The organism is Allobosea sp. GW823-FHT02B03 (genome assembly GCF_058797755.1).
Map to the genome: position 1 here is coordinate 37,621 of NZ_JBXAJY010000006.1, position 16,074 is coordinate 53,694.

Genomic DNA, 16,074 nt, shown 5'->3' on the forward strand with positions numbered 1-16,074 from the left:
GGGCCATTCCGTCGCCCGCCGTCCGGTGGACGCCAGCACATGCCAGAAGACGCCATGAAGGTTACGGTCGAACGCTCCACGCTCCTGAAGTCGCTCGGGCATGTCCATCGCGTGGTGGAACGCCGCAATACGATCCCGATCCTCTCCAACCTGCTGCTGCGCGGCAGCGAGGACGGGCTGAAGCTGAAAGCGACCGATCTCGACATCGAGGTGGTCGAGACGGTCCCGGCCGACATCGTCGAGCCCGGCGCGACCACCGTGCCGGCCCACACGCTCTACGACATCGTCCGCAAGCTGCCTGACGGCGCCCAGGTCTCGCTTGAGACGACCGGCGACAGCGGCCAGATGGTGCTGCGCTCGGGCCGTTCGCGCTTCACCCTGCAGACCCTGCCTGAAAGCGATTTCCCGGACATCACCGCCGGCGAGATGGCGCATCGCTTCGTGCTTCCGGCCGGCGAGCTCAAGCGCCTGATCGACAAGACCCAGTTCGCGATCTCGACCGAAGAGACCCGCTACTATCTCAACGGCATCTATCTGCACGCCATCGACGTCGAGGGTCGCCCGGTGCTGCGCGCGGTCGCGACCGACGGCCACCGCCTCGCGCGCGTCGACACCGCCGCCCCGCAGGGCGCGCTCGGCATGCCGGGCGTGATCGTGCCGCGCAAGGCCGTGGCCGAGATCCAGAAGCTGCTCGAGGACGGCGAGAGCGAGGTCCAGGTCGAGCTGTCCGGTAGCAAGATCCGCGTCGCGACGGCAGCGGTGGTGCTGACCTCCAAGCTGATCGACGGCACCTTCCCCGACTATCAGCGCGTCATTCCCTCCGGCAACGACAAGCTGCTCACCGTCGACAAGGGCGATTTCGCCGCCTCGGTCGACCGCGTCTCGACGATCTCGTCCGAGCGCGGCCGCGCCGTGAAGCTGTCCATGGCCGAGGGCCGGATGACGCTCTCGGTGACCAATCCCGATTCCGGCTCGGCGACCGAGGAGATCGAGGTCGACTATGATGCGAGCCCGCTCGATATCGGCTTCAACGCCCGCTATCTGATGGACATCGCTGCCCAGCTCGACGGCGACACCGCCCTGCTCAAGCTCGCCGATCCCGGCTCGCCGACGGTGATCCAGGACCGCGAGGGCGCCTCGGCACTCTATGTGCTGATGCCGATGCGGGTCTGACGCGACCAGCCTTGACCGCGGTCGCCCGCCTCACCCTGCAGAATTTCCGCTCCTACCCGGCCCTCGATCTTGCGATCGAGGGCCGGCTCGTTGCGCTGTGCGGCGAGAACGGCGCCGGCAAGACCAATCTGCTCGAGGCACTCTCGCTGTTCGCGCCCGGGCGCGGCCTGCGGCGCGCCGATCTCGCCGATATGGTGCGGGTGCCGGGCGATGGCGGCTTTGCCGTCTCGGTCGGGCTCGCCGATGACGGAGCAAGGCTCGGCATCGGACTGGAGCCGCCCGATGGCGAAGGCCGCCGCGCCCGCCTCGCGCGCATTGACGGTGCACCGGCCAGCTCCGCGACGGCTTTCAGCGAGTATCTGCGCCTGGTCTGGCTGACGCCGGATCTCGACGGCCTGTTCCGCGGCTCGGCCGGCGAGCGCCGGCGCTTCCTCGACCGGCTGGTGCTCGCGGTCGACCCCAGCCATGGCACGCGCTCCAACGCGCTCGAAAAGGCGCTGCGCTCGCGCAACCGCATTCTCGAGGAGAGCCCGTTCGAGCGGCGCTGGCTCGACTCGGTCGAGCGCGAGATCGCCGAGCTCGGCGTCGCGGTCGCCGCCGCCCGGGCCGAGACGGTGGCGCGGCTGTCGGCGATCATCGAGCAGAACCGCGACGAGAGCTCGCCCTTCCCGCATGCGCAGATCCGGCTCGAAGGCGAGATCGACGCGCTGGTCGCGAGCCTGCCGGCGCTCGACGCGGAGGACCGCTATCGCGAGCTGCTCGCGCAGATGCGGCCGCGCGACAAGGCGGCGGGGCGCACGCTCGCCGGGCCGCAGGTCTCCGACCTTCTGGTCCGCCACGCCTTGAAGGACATTCCGGCCGGCCAGGGCTCGACCGGCGAGCAGAAGGCGCTGCTGATCGGGCTCGTCCTGGCGCATGCCCGGCTGGTGGCGAGCATGAGCGACCTACCGCCCCTGGTGCTGCTCGACGAGATCGCCGCCCATCTCGACCCGCGCCGACGCGCCGCGCTCTATGCAGGGCTCGGCGAGCTCGGCTGCCAGGTCTGGATGACCGGCGCCGACCCTGCTCTGTTCGGCGACCTGCCGCCGCAATCCCAGCGCCTCCTGGTCACGCCGGGCAACGTCGCCGCCCTGCCGTGAGGCACCTGTATCCGGGCGCTGAACCCGGCAGGCCTCACCCTCGCTGATCGCAGACATCACGCATGCCGATGGGACAGCCGCGCCGCGCGCTGCTAAATTCGCCAATCAGCAAGACTGCACGCCGCAGAGAACCGAACGCATGGACATCGCTGGATTCATGGTCTTTGCCGGGGTCTATTTCCTGGCGGTCGCCTCGCCGGGGCCGGGCATCGCGGCGCTGGTGGCGCGCTCGCTCTCGACCGGCTTTCGCCGCGCCGTGCCCTTCGTGCTCGGCATCGCCGCCGGCGACCTCGTCTGGCTGACCTTTTCGGCGCTCGGCCTGTCGCTGCTGATGCAGAGCTTCCACGGCGTCTTCGTCGCCATCAAATATGCCGGCTGCGCCTATCTGATCTATCTCGCCTGGAAGCTCTGGACCACGCCGGTCGATAGCACCAAGGCGCCCGAGGCCATCCCCGGCGAGGGCTGGCGCCTGTTCTTCGGCGGCATCGCGCTGACGCTCGGCAACCCCAAGGTGATGGTGTTCTTCGTCTCGATCCTGCCGCTGGTGGTCGATCTCAGCGCGATCACGCCGCTGCTCTTCGTCGAGATCGCGGTGCTGACCATGGTGATTATCAACACCACGCTGCTCGGCTACGCCTATGCGGCCGACCGCGCCCGCCGGCTGGTCTCCAGCCCACGCACGATGCGCCGGATCAACCGGTTCACCGGCGGCGTCATGGCCGGCGCCGCGGCGTTGATCGCGACACGCGGCTGAGATGGCGGGCACGAACGCAGGTCCCCACGCCGTTCGCCGCGAGGACTGGTCCGAGACGCCAGGCGAATGGCATGGCGAGGTTCAGGGCTTCGGCGGCGAGGTCTCGCTGATATTCGTCCGGGCCGAGCCGGGCAAGGGGCCACGACTGCACAGCCATCCCTACCCCGAGACCTTCATCGTCCGCGCCGGCCGGGCGCTCTACACGATCGGCGACCGGGAGATCGAGGCGGGGCCGGGAGAGATCCTGGTGGTGCCGGCCGGCGTGCCGCACAAATTTCGCAGCCTCGGACCGGACACGCTGGAATCGATCGACATCCACGCCAGCGAGCACTTCGTCACCGACTGGATGGAATAAAGCTCAGCGCCCGCCCTTTGCGGCGATCAGCTTCGCGACCTCGCTCTGGCCACGCTTGCGGGCATGCTGGAGCGGAGTGACGCCGTCCTTGTCGGCGAGATTGGGATTGGCGCCGGCATCGAGCACGAGCTTCGCCACCTGCTGGTGGCGCGCCCCGCCATCGCCGAGGATCACGATCTCCAGAAGGCAGGTCCAGCCGAGATTGTTGACGTGGTTCACGTCGATGCCGCTGGTCAGGAGCAGCTTCACCGTCTCGACATGGGCGCGCTCGCAGGCCGGGATCAGCGCGTCGCCGCCATAGCGGTTGCGCAGCGAGAGATCGGGCTTCAGCGGCAGCATGGCGGCGACGATCTCGCTACGGCCGGCGGCCCCGGCGAGCAGCCAGGGCGTGTCCTGGTTGGCGGCCTGGGCATTGAGGCTGGCACCGGCCGCGAGCAGGGCCTTGGCGACCGCGACATGGTTGCCGGCGACGGCACGCAGCAGCGGCGTCTGGCCCTGCCCGTCGCGCTGTTCGAGATCGGCGCCGGAAGCGATCAGCCGGCCGACCTCGGAGAGATTGCCGGAAGACGCAGCGGAGAGCAGGTCCGCAGTTGCCGCACCAGCGCCCGTCATCAGCATCGCTCCCGCCAGAACACCGGCCAAAAGCCGCCTAGTCCGTCTCATCGTCCACCTTCGAGCAGCCGCCCGACCACCCGCGCGGTGTAGTCGACCATCGGCACGATCCGGGCATAGTTAAGGCGCGTCGGGCCGATGATGCCGACCACGCCGACGATGCGCTGCTCGCCGTCGCGGAACGGGGCGGCGACGATCGAGGAGCCCGACATCGAAAACAGCTTGTTCTCGGAGCCGATGAAGATGCGCACCCCGTCGCCGGCCTCGGCCCGGGTCAGAAGGTCGATCAGCTCGGTCTGCGTCTCCAGATCGGCGAAGAGCAGGCGGATGCGCTCGAGATCCTCCTGCGCCTTGAGGTCCTCGAGCAGATTGGCCTGGCCGCGGACGATCAGGTGCCGGTCGCCGGAGGGACCGGACGAGGTCGCGATGCCGCTTTCGACGAGACGCGCCGTCAGCCCGTCGAGCTCGCGCTCCATCTCGGCACGGCTGTCGTCGATCTCGCGGCGGATCTCGGCCAGCGTCTTGCCGGCGATGCGGGCGTTGAGGAAATTGCCGGCCTCGACCAGCGCCGAGGCAGGGAGCCCCGGCGGCAGCGCCAGCAACCTGTTCTCGACCGTGCCGTCATCGGCGACGAGCACGACGAGGGCGCGATTGGCATCGAGCCGGACGAACTCGATATGCTTCAGCCGGGCATTGGCCTTGGTTGTAACGACGACGCCGGCACCGCGCGAGAGGCCTGACAGCAAGGCGGAAGCCTCGGTCAGCGTGCCGTCGAGGGTGCGCCCGCTTGCAGCCGCGCGCATCTGCGCCTCGATGCGGGTCCGCTCCTCCGAAGTGAGGTTGCCGACCTCCATCATCGCATCGACGAAGAAGCGCAGGCCCCGCTCGGTCGGCAGGCGCCCCGCCGAGGTGTGGGGGGCGTAGATCAGCCCGGCCATTTCGAGATCGGTCATGACGTTGCGCACCGTCGCCGGCGACAGCGTCATCGGCAGGAGGCGCGCGATGTTGCGCGAGCCGACCGGCTCGCCGGTGGCGAGGTAGCCATCGACGATATGGCGGAAGATTTCACGCGAGCGCTGGTCGATCTCGACCAGGCCGCCCGGCGTTTCCGGGCGCGTATAGGCGCTCATCTGGCGGCAAGGGGCCTGTTGTACATGCTCCATTGTCCCTTCGCGGGCGCGGCGGATCAAGCGGCATCTGCAAGGCCTCGCCTTGCCGCCCCATCTTGAAACGCCTACAAGCCGCCAATCCCAGAAAAGCAGGACGATGACGATGAGACCCTCCAAGCGTGCCGCCGACGAGATGCGCAAGGTCACGCTCGAGCGTGGCGTGGTCCGCTATGCCGAGGGCTCCTGCATGGTGAGCTTCGGCGAGACCAGGGTGCTCTGTGCCGCGACCGTCGAGGAAAAGGGTCCGCCCTGGCTGCGCGGCACCGGCAAGGGCTGGGTCACCGCCGAATACTCGATGCTGCCGCGCGCCACGCACGAGCGCACCCGCCGCGAGGTCACTTCGGGCAAGCCCTCGGGCCGCACCCAGGAAATCCAGCGTCTGGTCGGGCGCAGCTTGCGCGCCGTCGTTGATCTCACCGCGATCGGCGAGCGCCAGATCGTCGTCGACTGCGACGTGCTGCAGGCCGATGGCGGCACCCGCACCGCCTCGATCACCGGCGCCTGGGTCGCGCTGCACGACGCGCTGAAATGGATGGAAGGGCGGGGCATGCTCAAGGGCACCAACCCGCTGAAGGACCATGTCGCGGCGGTGTCCTGCGGCATCGTCGCCGGCAACCCGGTGATCGATCTCGATTATGTCGAGGATTCCGGCGCCCAGACCGATGCGAATTTCGTCATCACCGGCGCGGGCGGCCTCGTCGAGGTCCAGGGTACGGCCGAGGGCGCGCCGTTCTCGGAGGACGAGCTGATGGCCTTGCTCAGGCTGGCCAAGGGCGGCGTCGGCCAGCTCGTCGCGTTGCAGAAGGCGGCGGTGGCCTGACGCCATGAACGGAAACCGCCCCCTGTCCGGCAAGGTCGTGATCGCGACCCATAACCAGGGCAAATTGCGCGAGATGCGCGAGCTGATGGCCCCCTATGGCGTCGAGCTGGTCTCGGCCGGCGAGCTCGGCCTGCCCGAGCCCGAAGAGGACGGCCACATGTTCGCCGAGAATGCCGCGATCAAGGCGGTGGCGGCGGCCAATGCCTCCGGCCTGCCGGCGCTGGCCGACGATTCCGGCATCTGCATCGACGCGCTCGACGGCGCGCCCGGACTGTTCTCTGCCAACTGGGCCGGGCCGGGCAAGGACTTCGCCCCGGCTCTGGCCCGTGTGCAGGCCGAACTCGCCAAGCGCGGCGCGACCACGCCGGAACAGCGCAAGGCGCATTTCGTCTCGGCGCTGGTGATCGCCTGGCCGGACGGGCATCAGGAGCTGTTCGAGGGCCGCGTCTTCGGCACGGTCGTCGATGCGCCGCGCGGCACATCCGGCTTCGGCTACGACCCGATCTTCCAGCCGGCGGGCTATGCCAAGACCTTCGGCGAGATGACCGCGGAGGAGAAGCACGGCATTCCCGCCGATGGCTCGCCCGGCCTGTCGCACCGCGCCCGCGCTTTCCATGTGCTGGCCGCCGCCTGCCTGAGGAAGCCCGCTTGACGGGCAAGGCCGCCTTGGCTGGGCGGCAGAGCGTGCCGGCACATCCGACCGCGGATGCCGGCTTCGCCGTCTATGTGCACTGGCCGTTCTGCCTGGCCAAATGCCCCTATTGCGACTTCAACAGCCACGTCCGGCATTCACCGCCGGACCAGGCCCGCTATATCGCGGCCTTCCGGCGCGAGATCGCCCATCGCGCGGCGCTGGCGCCGGGCCGGACCGTCTCCTCGATCTTCTTCGGCGGCGGCACGCCCTCGCTGATGGAAGGCGCGACTGTCGGCGCGATCCTCGACGCGATCGGCGAGCACTGGGCCGTCGATCCCAATTGCGAGGTCTCGCTCGAGGCCAACCCGACCAGCGTCGAGGCCGGACGCTTCCGCGATTTCCGCGCCGCCGGGGTCAACCGCGTCTCGCTCGGCGTGCAGGCGCTGAACGATGCCGACCTCAAATCCCTCGGGCGGATGCATTCGGCGCAGGAGGCGCTGGACGCGGTCGCGATCGCCCGGAAATATTTCGAGCGCTACTCCTTCGACCTGATCTATGCCCGCTCGCCCGGCCAGACGCCGGCGCTCTGGCGCGCCGAGCTCGAGCTTGCGATCAGCCATGCCGCCGAGCATCTCTCGCTCTACCAGCTGACGATCGAACCCGGCACCGCCTTCGACAAGCTGTTCCAGGCCGGAAAGCTCGCCATTCCCGATCCCGATGCCGGGGCCGAGCTCTACGAGATCACGCAGGAGATCACGGCGAAGCACGGCCTGCCGGTCTACGAGATTTCGAACCATGCGCGGCCGGGCGCCGAATGCCGGCACAATCTGGTCTACTGGCACTATGGCGAATATGCCGGCATCGGCCCCGGCGCCCATGGCCGGCTGGTGACGGCCGACGGCCGGATGGCGCAATCGACCGAAAAGCATCCGGAGACCTGGCTGCAGCGGGTCGAGACCGATGGCGACGCGCTAATCGAGAACGAGCAGCTCACCGCCGAAGCGCAGGGCGACGAATATCTCCTGATGGGCCTGCGGCTCGTCGACGGCATCGACCTTGCCGTGTTCGAGGCCCTGTCGGGCCGGCCGCTCAACTCGAACCGGATCGGCAGCCTGATCGGCGAAGGCTTCCTGATGCGCAAGCCCGGCGGGCGCCTCGCCGCGACGCCGGAAGGCGCGCTCCTGCTCGACGCGCTGGTTGCCGATCTCGCCGCCTGAACAGCAGGCAGAGCGGAATCCCGAGCATTAAACCGATTTAGCCGGAGGGGAAGCCCCGGCCTATCGACAACGGCCATGACGCTGCGTCACATCGGCGCCACGCCGCCGCCGCAATCGGCGCTCCCGATGCTTCCCGCAAGGACGGAACAGTCCAATCCAGGGAGGCCAAGATGCATCAGCAGTCGATGGACGATGGATCGCGCCCGGCGCTTTCGCGCCGCAGGCTCCTGCAGGTCGCCGGGGTCGGCGCGCTCGCCGCGAGCGCGGGGCAAGCCCTCGCACAGGCTCCTTCCGGGCCGGCGGCGCCGCCGAGCACGGTGACGACCCCGCCGCGCGACTTCAGCCGGAACGGCGCGCCGACGACCTACTTCTGGGATCCCGACATCATCGCCGTCGACCCCGCCTTCAACGGCCTCGCCCAGCCCAATGCCCCGATCCAGCGACTCTGGACCGGCGCGCTCTGGAGCGAGGGCCCTGCCTGGAACGCACAGGGGCGCTATCTCGTCTGGAGCGACATCCCCAACAACCGGCAACTGCGCTGGCTCGAGGATGATGGCCGGGTCAGCGTCTTCCGCACGCCCTCCGGCAACAGCAACGGCAACAGCTTCGACTATCAGGGCCGGCAGCTCTCCTGCGAGCATCTCAACCGCCGCGTCGTGCGCTACGAGCTCGACGGCTCGGTGACGATCCTCGCAGACAAGTTCGACGGCAAGCGGCTGAACTCGCCCAACGACATCGTCCAGCATCCCGACGGCAGCTACTGGTTCACCGATCCGCCCTATGGCGGCCAGCTCTACGAAGGCGCTCCCGATGCGGCGGGCGGGCCGAGCAACGCCAGTGGCAAGATCAACCCGCGCCTCGGCCAGCCGCCCGAGATCGGCTTCTTCAAGCGCGAACTGCCGACGAACTGCTACCGGATCGACCCGAGCGGCCGCGTCGACCTCGTGGTCAACGAGAGCCAGGTGCCCGACCCGAACGGGCTCTGCTTCTCGCCCGACCACAAGAAGCTCTACATCGCCTCGACCGGCAAGGGCCCGGGCGATACCGGCCCGGGCGGCAAGGGCGACATCCATGTCTTCGATGTCGGGCCCGACAACAAACTCTCCAACCAGAAGCTGTTCTCGGACTGCATGGTCGACGGCGTGAAATGCGGGCCGGACGGGCTGCGCTGCGATGTCGAGGGCAATCTCTGGGCCTCGTCCAATGCCGGACGGGCCGTCGGCTACAGCGGCGTGCTCTGCTTCAACCCGACCGGCAAGCTGATCGGCCGCATCCGCCTGCCGGAGATCTGCGGCAATGTCTGCTTTGGCGGGCCGAAGCGGAACCGGCTGTTCATGGCGGCGAGCCAGTCGCTCTACGCGCTCTATCTCGGCACGCAGGGCGCCGCGCCGGCCTGAGCAGCGCGGCATCCGCCGTCATTGCGAGGAGCGAAGCGACGAAGCAATCCAGGGAACGCAGAGCGCTGCCACTCCTGGATTGCTTCGCGACGCTCGCAATGACGGCCCGCACGCGCCTGACCGCGATCAATCGGACCAGCCGCCCTCAGAGAAAACTGGCGATCTCCTCCAGCGGCTTCTTGCCGATGGCGGGGACGACGCAGCCCTCGGCGGGATAGCCGACGACGAGGAGGATCACCGCCTTCTCGTTGTCGGGGCGGCCGCAGAGCTCGTTGAGGAAGTTCATCGGCGCCGGCGTGTGGGTCAGCGTCGCAAGCCCGGCCTGATGCAGCGAGGCGATCAGGAAGCCGGCGGCGATGCCGACCGATTCCGGCACGTAATAGTGCTTCACCTTGCGCCCCTGCGCGTCATAGCCCCAGCGCTGCGCGAAGATCGCGATCAGCCAGGGCGCGGTCTCGAGAAAGGGCTTGTGCTCGTCGGTGCCGAGATGGCTGAGTGCATCCAGCCATTCCTCGCCGGCGCGGCCGGCATAGAAGGCGCGCTCCTCCTCCTCGGCGCCCTCGCGGATCTTCCGCTTCAGCTCCGGGTCGGAAATGCAGACAAAGGTCCAGGGCTGCTGGTTGGCGCCGGAAGGCGCCGTGCCGGCGGTCGCGACCGCCGCCTCGATCACCTCGCGCGGCACCGGCCTGTCGGAATAGTCGCGCACCGTGCGGCGCTTGCGCATCGTCGCCAGGAAAGCGTCGGCGCGCGCCTGCATCTCCTCCTCGGGGCAGCCCTCGAAGGCGAGCGGCATGGTCGCGTAGACGTTCATCGGTTTCCTCCTGACAGCTTCTTGCGGGCGAGCCTGCTTGCACAATAGACCATCCCGGCCCATCGCCCTATGGTCCCGCGCATGACGAACGATAGCCCCTCGCTGAAGCCCGGCGACCATCTCTTCCTGGTCGACGGCTCGAACTTCATCTTCCGCGCCTATTTCCAGTCGATCAATCAGGACCGGAAATACAATGCCCGCTCGGACGGGCTGCCCTCCGGCGCGGTTCGGCTGTTCGCGACGAAGCTTTTCCAGTTCGTCCGCGAGGGTGTGCTCGGCGTCAGGCCGACCCATCTCGCCATCGTCTTCGACAAGAGCGAGAACTCGTTCCGCAAGGAGATCTACCCGGCCTATAAGGGCAACCGCTCGGACCCGCCGCCGGACCTGATCCCGCAATTTCCGCTGATGCGCGAGGCGGTCCGTGCCTTCGGGCTCATCCCGGTCGAGCAGGATGTCTACGAGGCCGACGACCTGATCGCGACCTACGCGAAACAGGCCCGCGAAGCCGGCGCCGACGTGCTGATCGTCTCGGCCGACAAGGACCTGATGCAGCTCGTGCGGCCGGGAGTCGCCATGTACGATCCCGCCTCGGGCGATGCCAAGAAGGGCGCGGGTTTCCGGGCCGAACGGCGGATCGGCGAGCCCGAGGTCGTCGAATATTTCGGCGTCACGCCCGACAAGGTCACCGATGTCCAGGCGCTGGCGGGCGACGCCACCGACAATGTCCCAGGCGCGCCCGGCATCGGCATCAAGACCGCCGCCCAGCTGATCGGCGAATATGGCGATCTCGAAACCCTGCTGGCGCGCGCGGGCGAGATCAAGCAGCCGAAGCGCCGGGAGACCCTGACCAATCCCGAGATCGTCGAGAAGGTCCGCATCTCGCACAAGCTCGTGACGCTCGTCGACGACGTCGCCGTCGAGACGCCGCTTTGCGACCTGACGCTGGCCCAGCCCGAGCCCGGCAAGCTCATCGCCTTCCTCAAGGCGATGGAATTCACGACCATCACCAAGCGCGCCGCCGAGGCCTATGAGGCGGATGTCGCCGCTGTCGAGGCCGATCCGGCGCTCGCCCCGGGCGGAGCGCGCGCCGCCGAGCTGCTTTCGCTCTACGCCGGAGCGGACGCCGTCGTCCCGCCGGTCGCCGGCACGGGCGGCGCAGCGCCCACCACGGCAGCGGCTGCGAGCCCGGCGCCCGCCGCCGATGGCTGGCTGAAGCCGGCGGACCTCGCGCTCGCCCGCAAGGATGAGGCTATCCAGCTTAAGGTCGACCGTACCGCCTATGAGTGCGTGCGCACCATCGCCGATCTGACACGTTGGATCGGCTGGGCCTATGAGGCGGGCCAGGTCGCGCTCGACACCGAGACCAATTCGCTCGACGCGATGCAGGCCGACCTCGTCGGTTTCTCGCTCGCCGTCGCGCCCGGCAAGGCGTGCTATGTGCCCTTGCAGCATCGCGGCGGGGCCGACCTGTTCGGCGGCGGCATGGTCGAAGGCCAGATTCCGCTCGCCGACGCGATCGAGGCGCTGAGGCCGCTGCTCGCCGATCCCGGCGTGCTGAAGATCGGCCAGAACCTGAAATACGATCTGCTCGTGCTCGCCCGCCACGGCCTTGCCGTTGCGCCGATCGAGGACACGATGCTGATCTCCTATGCGCTCGATGCCGGGAAGAACAATCACGGCATGGACCGGCTCTCGGAGCTGCATCTCGGCCACAAGACGATCCCGTATTCGGAGGTCGCCGGCACCGGCAAGGCGCAGGTCACCTTCGACAGGATCGATATCGAGAAGGCGACCGCCTATGCCGCCGAGGATGCCGACATCACGCTGCGGCTCTGGCGCGCGCTGAAGCCCCGCCTCGCCGCCGAGGGCAAGACCGCAGTCTACGAGGTTCTGGAACGGCCGCTCGTCCAGGTTCTCGCCCAGATGGAGCAGCGCGGCATCGCCATCGACCGCCAGATCCTGTCGCGCCTCTCGGGCGATTTCGCCCAGTCTCTGGCCCGGCTGGAGGACGAGATCCACACGCTCGCCGGCGAGAAGTTCACCATCGGCAGCCCCAAGCAGCTCGGTGACATCCTGTTCGGCAAGATGGGGCTGCCCGGCGCCCAGAAGACCGCGACCGGGCAATGGGCGACCGGCGCCGGCGTGCTCGAGGACCTCGCCGAGCAGGGCCATGAATTGCCGGCGAAGATTCTCGACTGGCGCCAGCTCGCCAAGCTGAAATCGACCTATACCGACTCGCTGCCGACCTATGTGAATCCACAGACCCACCGGGTCCATACGTCCTACGCCCTGGCTGCGACCACCACCGGCCGGCTCTCATCTTCCGAGCCGAACCTGCAGAACATCCCGATCCGCACCGAGGCCGGCCGCAAGATCCGCACAGCCTTCGTCGCCGAGAAGGGCAACAAGCTGATCTCGGCCGACTACAGCCAGATCGAGCTTCGCATCCTCGCCCATATCGCCGACATTCCGCAGTTGCGGCAGGCCTTCGCCGACGGCGTCGACATCCATGCGATGACGGCGTCCGAAATGTTCGGCGTGCCGGTCGAAGGCATGCCGAGCGAGGTCCGCCGCCGCGCCAAGGCGATCAATTTCGGCATCATCTACGGCATCTCGGCCTTCGGCCTCGCCAACCAGCTCGGCATCTCCCGAGAGGAGGCCAGCGCCTATATCCGCAAGTATTTCGAGCGCTTCCCCGGCATCCGCGACTATATGGACCAGGCCAAGACCACGGTCCGGGCGAGCGGACAGGTGACGACGATCTTCGGCCGCGTCTGCCATTTCCCGGCGGTCGCCTCGAAGAACCCGTCAGAGCGTGCCTTTGTCGAGCGCCAGGCGATCAATGCGCCGATCCAGGGCTCGGCCGCCGACATCATCCGCCGGGCGATGGTGCGCATGGACGGGGCGCTGGCCGAAGCCAAGCTCGACGCCCGCATGCTGCTGCAGGTCCATGACGAACTGGTCTTCGAGGTGCCGGAGGCCCAGGTCGAGGCGGCGCTGCCGGTGATCCGAAAGGTGATGGTCGAGGCGCCGCATCCGGCGGTGCAGCTCAAGGTGCCGCTGGTGGTCGATGCCCGGGCGGCGACGAACTGGGACGAGGCACACTAGGCTCCAAACCCAATCGGGTTTCGAGCCCAGTGCGCAAAGTCACAAGCGCGGCGCCACGGGATCACCGGAAGGCGTCGGCGCTTTCGGCGTCCTCCAGCACCCCCAGGCTCCTGGCGAAGAGGTGGCCGCTGTAATTGGCCGCGGCGATCGTGCCCGGTGCCAGGCAGTCGCCGATCCTCTCGACGCGGGTCAGCCCGCTGTCCAGCCATTCCTCCTGGCGGGCCTGCAGCGCCGTCCACAGCTCGCTTGAGGGGAGACGCGCGGTGACCGGCACCAGCACGTCGCAGGGAATGACCTCGGTAGCCTCCGAGTAGACGCAGTGGATCGTCACGGTCTCGGCGGCGCGATCGGCGAGGGCGGACAGCAGCCTGATCTTCACGCCCAGCTCAAGCAAGCGCCGGTGAATCCGGGCCTGTTCGAGCGTGTTCACCGTCCAGGCCGCCACCAGCGGTGCCGGCGTGACATAGGTCGTGTCGATGCCCGCGGACGCCAGTTGCTCGGCCAGGGCGCTGCCCATGTAGTAGCGATCATCGTCATAGATCACCACGGGCCCCGGCCCGGCGGCAGAGCTTCCCTCGCCCAGGAGCAGATCGACCCCGGCGGTCTTGCCATTTTTCAGGAATGGCAGCGGCAACCGGTGAGCCCGGCCGACGCCGTCCTCCCGCCATCTCGCGCCCACGGCGATCGCGACGTGCTCGGCCCCATAGGAGAGGATGTCTTCGGCCGTCAGCGGGCTTGAAAGGTACATCTCGACATTGGCTGCAGTCCGAAGCTGGCCAAGGCGCCAATCTCTCACCCTCGCCCAGCCGGAGAGCCCCGGAAGCCGACTCTCGCGGGAGACGCGCCCGCCCCACTCGGTGCCCGCATCGGCGATGATCACCGAGGCACCCCGCTGCGCCAAAGCGCGGGCGGCTTCGAGCCCGGCGGGCCCACCGCCGACGACCAGTGCCGTCGCCGGACCGGCCAGCGCCGGAACCTTCTCGGGATGCCAGCCCTTGCGCCACTCCTCGCCGATCGTCGGGTTCTGGGTGCACCGCATCGGCGCCACGATGTTGTCGCCCGCGACGCAGATATTGCAGCCGATGCATTCCCTGATCTCGTCGATGCGGCCCTCCCGGATCTTGAGGGGCAGGAACGGATCGGCAATGGACGGCCTGGCGGCGCCGATCAGGTCGAGATGCCCCTGCCGGATCACACGGACCATCGTGTCGGGCGAGGTGTAGCGGCCGACGCCGACGACCGGCTTGGTCGTGACCTGCTTGACGAAGCGGGTGTAGTCCTCCTGATAGCCTTCCTGCGAGAAACGGGCGGACTGGCTGTCATTGGACCAGTCGGACAGGTTCACGTCCCAGAGGTCCGGCTCCTCGGCGAGCGCCGCCACGATGTCCCGCCCTTCGCCGTCGCGCTCGATGCCGGCCGAGCCCATCAGTTCATCGACGGCGAAGCGGATCGCCAGCGCGCAGCGATCGCCGATCGCATCGCGGGTATCGGCCAGCACCTCACGAAAGAGCCGCAGGCGGTTCTCAAGCGATCCGCCGTACTCGTCGATCCGATGATTGTGACGCGACAGGAGGAAATGCATCAGCAGCGTCATGTCGTGGCCGGCATAGACGTAGACGATGTCGAAGCCCGCCTCGCGTGCCCGGATCGCGGCCTCGCGGTGCCAGCGCCTGAACTCGCGGATATCCGCCTTGTCCATGCCGCGCGCCTGGACGGGATCATCGAGGTCGACGACGGCGTCGGACGGGGCGTAGGGGGCGATGCGCGAGAGCCGATTGGCGGTGTGCAGGCCATTGTGGACAAGTTGGACGGCCGCCAGGCTGCCGCGCTCATGGATCAGGTCCGTGGCCTCCCTGAAGACGCGCACGTCGGCGCCGTCCCAGATCCGGCCCTGGTTCGACGGCGTGAGGTCGGAGGAAGGGTGGATCTCGGTTTCCTGCGTCGAGACCACGCCCCAACCGCCTTCGGCCTTCATCGCTCGCATGTGCGCATCCGAGCGGGCGTAGCGGTGCCCCATGCCGGAGCAGTGCGGGACCTGATAGAAGCGATTGCGTGTCGTGACGGGGCCGATCGCCACCGGCTCGAAAAGGATGTCGTAGCGGGGGTCGCGCATGCAGTTTCGCTGATGTGACGGGAATGGCAGAGGCGATGCCGGGTAGCCGGCCGGCAAGCACTATGCGACCGTACAGAGACTATGCAAGTGCATAGTCTGGCTTTGGTACAATTCGGACGAGGCGACGTGACGACTTCCTTCAGGCGAGCCCCCGACTTCGACAGGCGCACCGATCTGATCGAAGCCACGATGGACTGCATCGTCGAGCTGGGCATCCAGGGCACGAGCGTGCGCGCGGTCGCGAGCAAGGCCGGGGTCAGCAACGGCCTGATCCGACATCACTTCGCCTCCAAGGAGAACCTGATCGCGGAAGCCTACAGCCGGACGATCGCGATCATCACCGGGCCACCGCTCGCGGTTGCGGCGGAGGACGGCTCTCCCACCGAGAAGCTGCGGCGCTTCCTCGTCACCAGCATCAGCGGTCCCGTCGCCGAGCCCCGGATTCTCTCGCTATGGGCGACCTTCATCAGCCAGGTGCACATCAACGACCGCTTCAGGGAGATTCACCGGACGCAATATGTCGCCTATCGCGCCGCATGCCGAAGCCTGATCGAAGACGTGCTCGTGGCGAACGGTATCCGTGCCTCCGCGGATGAGCTGCACAGTCTGAGCATCGCCCTGAACGCGATCATGGATGGGCTTTGGCTGGAAGGGTGCCTGAGCGCCGAGGAAATCGACGAGGCCCTCCAGATCGACATCGGTCTCAGCTCGGCCGAACGCCTGCTGGGCGTCAAGCTCAGCCGGAATCTCCCGGATTAGGTCGGCACCGGTC

At 68.1% G+C, this 16,074-nt stretch carries 14 protein-coding genes; 10 read left to right on the plus strand and 4 right to left on the minus strand.

The window, feature by feature from the left end; all coding sequences use genetic code 11:
* Positions 1–54: 54 nt before the first annotated feature.
* The 4 genes from dnaN to AC1REK_RS20370 all read left to right on the plus strand — a co-directional run bounded on the left by dnaN (position 55) and on the right by AC1REK_RS20370 (position 3,421).
* Entirely contained in the window at positions 55–1,173 is a 1,119-nt protein-coding gene (gene dnaN / locus AC1REK_RS20355) for a DNA polymerase III subunit beta (protein ID WP_316020102.1), read from the plus strand.
* 11 nt (positions 1,174–1,184) lie between these two features.
* Positions 1,185–2,312: a DNA replication/repair protein RecF gene (recF, locus tag AC1REK_RS20360; protein ID WP_492270534.1), complete on the plus strand. Its 1,128-nt coding sequence runs from the start codon at positions 1,185–1,187 to the stop codon at positions 2,310–2,312.
* Between the two features lie 139 nt (positions 2,313–2,451).
* Positions 2,452–3,066 (plus strand): LysE family translocator, encoded by a 615-nt coding sequence (locus tag AC1REK_RS20365; protein ID WP_316020094.1) that lies wholly within the window; start codon positions 2,452–2,454, stop codon positions 3,064–3,066.
* A 1-nt stretch (position 3,067) separates the two neighbouring features.
* Complete coding sequence (locus AC1REK_RS20370) at positions 3,068–3,421, plus strand: cupin domain-containing protein (protein ID WP_492270535.1); 354 nt, start codon at positions 3,068–3,070, stop codon at positions 3,419–3,421.
* A 3-nt stretch (positions 3,422–3,424) separates the two neighbouring features.
* On the opposite strand, the gene AC1REK_RS20375 is transcribed toward AC1REK_RS20370, so the two are convergent.
* Together AC1REK_RS20375 and hrcA are read right to left on the minus strand one after the other, a co-directional pair.
* A complete protein-coding gene (locus AC1REK_RS20375; RefSeq protein WP_492270536.1) occupies positions 3,425–4,033 on the minus strand; it encodes an ankyrin repeat domain-containing protein in 609 nt (202 codons plus the stop codon).
* A 47-nt stretch (positions 4,034–4,080) separates the two neighbouring features.
* Positions 4,081–5,163, minus strand: coding sequence for a heat-inducible transcriptional repressor HrcA (gene hrcA, locus AC1REK_RS20380; RefSeq protein WP_316020091.1), 1,083 nt, complete (start codon positions 5,161–5,163; stop codon positions 4,081–4,083).
* Between the two features lie 142 nt (positions 5,164–5,305).
* Here hrcA and rph point away from each other — a divergent pair, with 142 nt between their 5' ends.
* The 4 genes from rph to AC1REK_RS20400 all read left to right on the plus strand — a co-directional run bounded on the left by rph (position 5,306) and on the right by AC1REK_RS20400 (position 9,270).
* Positions 5,306–6,022, plus strand: a complete 717-nt coding sequence (rph, locus tag AC1REK_RS20385) for a ribonuclease PH (protein WP_492270537.1) — start codon at positions 5,306–5,308, stop codon at positions 6,020–6,022.
* A 4-nt stretch (positions 6,023–6,026) separates the two neighbouring features.
* On the plus strand, positions 6,027–6,674 hold the full coding sequence (rdgB, locus tag AC1REK_RS20390; RefSeq protein ID WP_492270538.1) for an RdgB/HAM1 family non-canonical purine NTP pyrophosphatase: 648 nt from the start codon (positions 6,027–6,029) through the stop codon (positions 6,672–6,674).
* Positions 6,671–7,873: a radical SAM family heme chaperone HemW gene (gene hemW, locus AC1REK_RS20395; protein ID WP_390893472.1), complete on the plus strand. Its 1,203-nt coding sequence runs from the start codon at positions 6,671–6,673 to the stop codon at positions 7,871–7,873. Before rdgB ends, hemW begins: the two co-directional genes overlap by 4 nt.
* Positions 7,874–8,043: 170 nt before the next feature.
* A complete protein-coding gene (locus AC1REK_RS20400; protein WP_492270539.1) occupies positions 8,044–9,270 on the plus strand; it encodes an SMP-30/gluconolactonase/LRE family protein in 1,227 nt (408 codons plus the stop codon).
* A gap of 145 nt (positions 9,271–9,415) precedes the next feature.
* On the opposite strand, the gene AC1REK_RS20405 is transcribed toward AC1REK_RS20400, so the two are convergent.
* Positions 9,416–10,081: a nitroreductase family protein gene (locus AC1REK_RS20405; RefSeq protein WP_492270540.1), complete on the minus strand. Its 666-nt coding sequence runs from the start codon at positions 10,079–10,081 to the stop codon at positions 9,416–9,418.
* An 81-nt stretch (positions 10,082–10,162) separates the two neighbouring features.
* Between AC1REK_RS20405 and polA the strand changes: the two genes are divergently transcribed.
* Positions 10,163–13,189: a DNA polymerase I gene (gene polA / locus AC1REK_RS20410; protein ID WP_492270541.1), complete on the plus strand. Its 3,027-nt coding sequence runs from the start codon at positions 10,163–10,165 to the stop codon at positions 13,187–13,189.
* 61 nt (positions 13,190–13,250) lie between these two features.
* Here polA and AC1REK_RS20415 read toward each other — a convergent pair whose 3' ends face one another.
* Entirely contained in the window at positions 13,251–15,302 is a 2,052-nt protein-coding gene (locus tag AC1REK_RS20415; protein WP_492270542.1) for an oxidoreductase, read from the minus strand.
* A 126-nt stretch (positions 15,303–15,428) separates the two neighbouring features.
* Here AC1REK_RS20415 and AC1REK_RS20420 point away from each other — a divergent pair, with 126 nt between their 5' ends.
* A complete protein-coding gene (locus AC1REK_RS20420; protein ID WP_492270543.1) occupies positions 15,429–16,061 on the plus strand; it encodes a TetR/AcrR family transcriptional regulator in 633 nt (210 codons plus the stop codon).
* Positions 16,062–16,074: the final 13 nt, after the last annotated feature.

What these genes read in the sequence shown, in the direction of transcription:
- rph (WP_492270537.1), top strand. Translation starts at nt 5,306, where the DNA reads ATGAGACCCTCCAAGCGTGCCGCCGACGAGATGCGCAAGGTCACGCTC.
- AC1REK_RS20375 (WP_492270536.1), bottom strand. Translation starts at nt 4,033, where the DNA reads ATGACGGGCGCTGGTGCGGCAACTGCGGACCTGCTCTCCGCTGCGTCT.
- polA (WP_492270541.1), top strand. Translation starts at nt 10,163, where the DNA reads ATGACGAACGATAGCCCCTCGCTGAAGCCCGGCGACCATCTCTTCCTG.
- rdgB (WP_492270538.1), top strand. Translation starts at nt 6,027, where the DNA reads ATGAACGGAAACCGCCCCCTGTCCGGCAAGGTCGTGATCGCGACCCAT.
- dnaN (WP_316020102.1), top strand. Translation starts at nt 55, where the DNA reads ATGAAGGTTACGGTCGAACGCTCCACGCTCCTGAAGTCGCTCGGGCAT.
- AC1REK_RS20400 (WP_492270539.1), top strand. Translation starts at nt 8,044, where the DNA reads ATGCATCAGCAGTCGATGGACGATGGATCGCGCCCGGCGCTTTCGCGC.
- AC1REK_RS20415 (WP_492270542.1), bottom strand. Translation starts at nt 15,302, where the DNA reads ATGCGCGACCCCCGCTACGACATCCTTTTCGAGCCGGTGGCGATCGGC.
- AC1REK_RS20365 (WP_316020094.1), top strand. Translation starts at nt 2,452, where the DNA reads ATGGACATCGCTGGATTCATGGTCTTTGCCGGGGTCTATTTCCTGGCG.
- AC1REK_RS20405 (WP_492270540.1), bottom strand. Translation starts at nt 10,081, where the DNA reads ATGAACGTCTACGCGACCATGCCGCTCGCCTTCGAGGGCTGCCCCGAG.
- AC1REK_RS20370 (WP_492270535.1), top strand. Translation starts at nt 3,068, where the DNA reads ATGGCGGGCACGAACGCAGGTCCCCACGCCGTTCGCCGCGAGGACTGG.
- hrcA (WP_316020091.1), bottom strand. Translation starts at nt 5,163, where the DNA reads ATGAGCGCCTATACGCGCCCGGAAACGCCGGGCGGCCTGGTCGAGATC.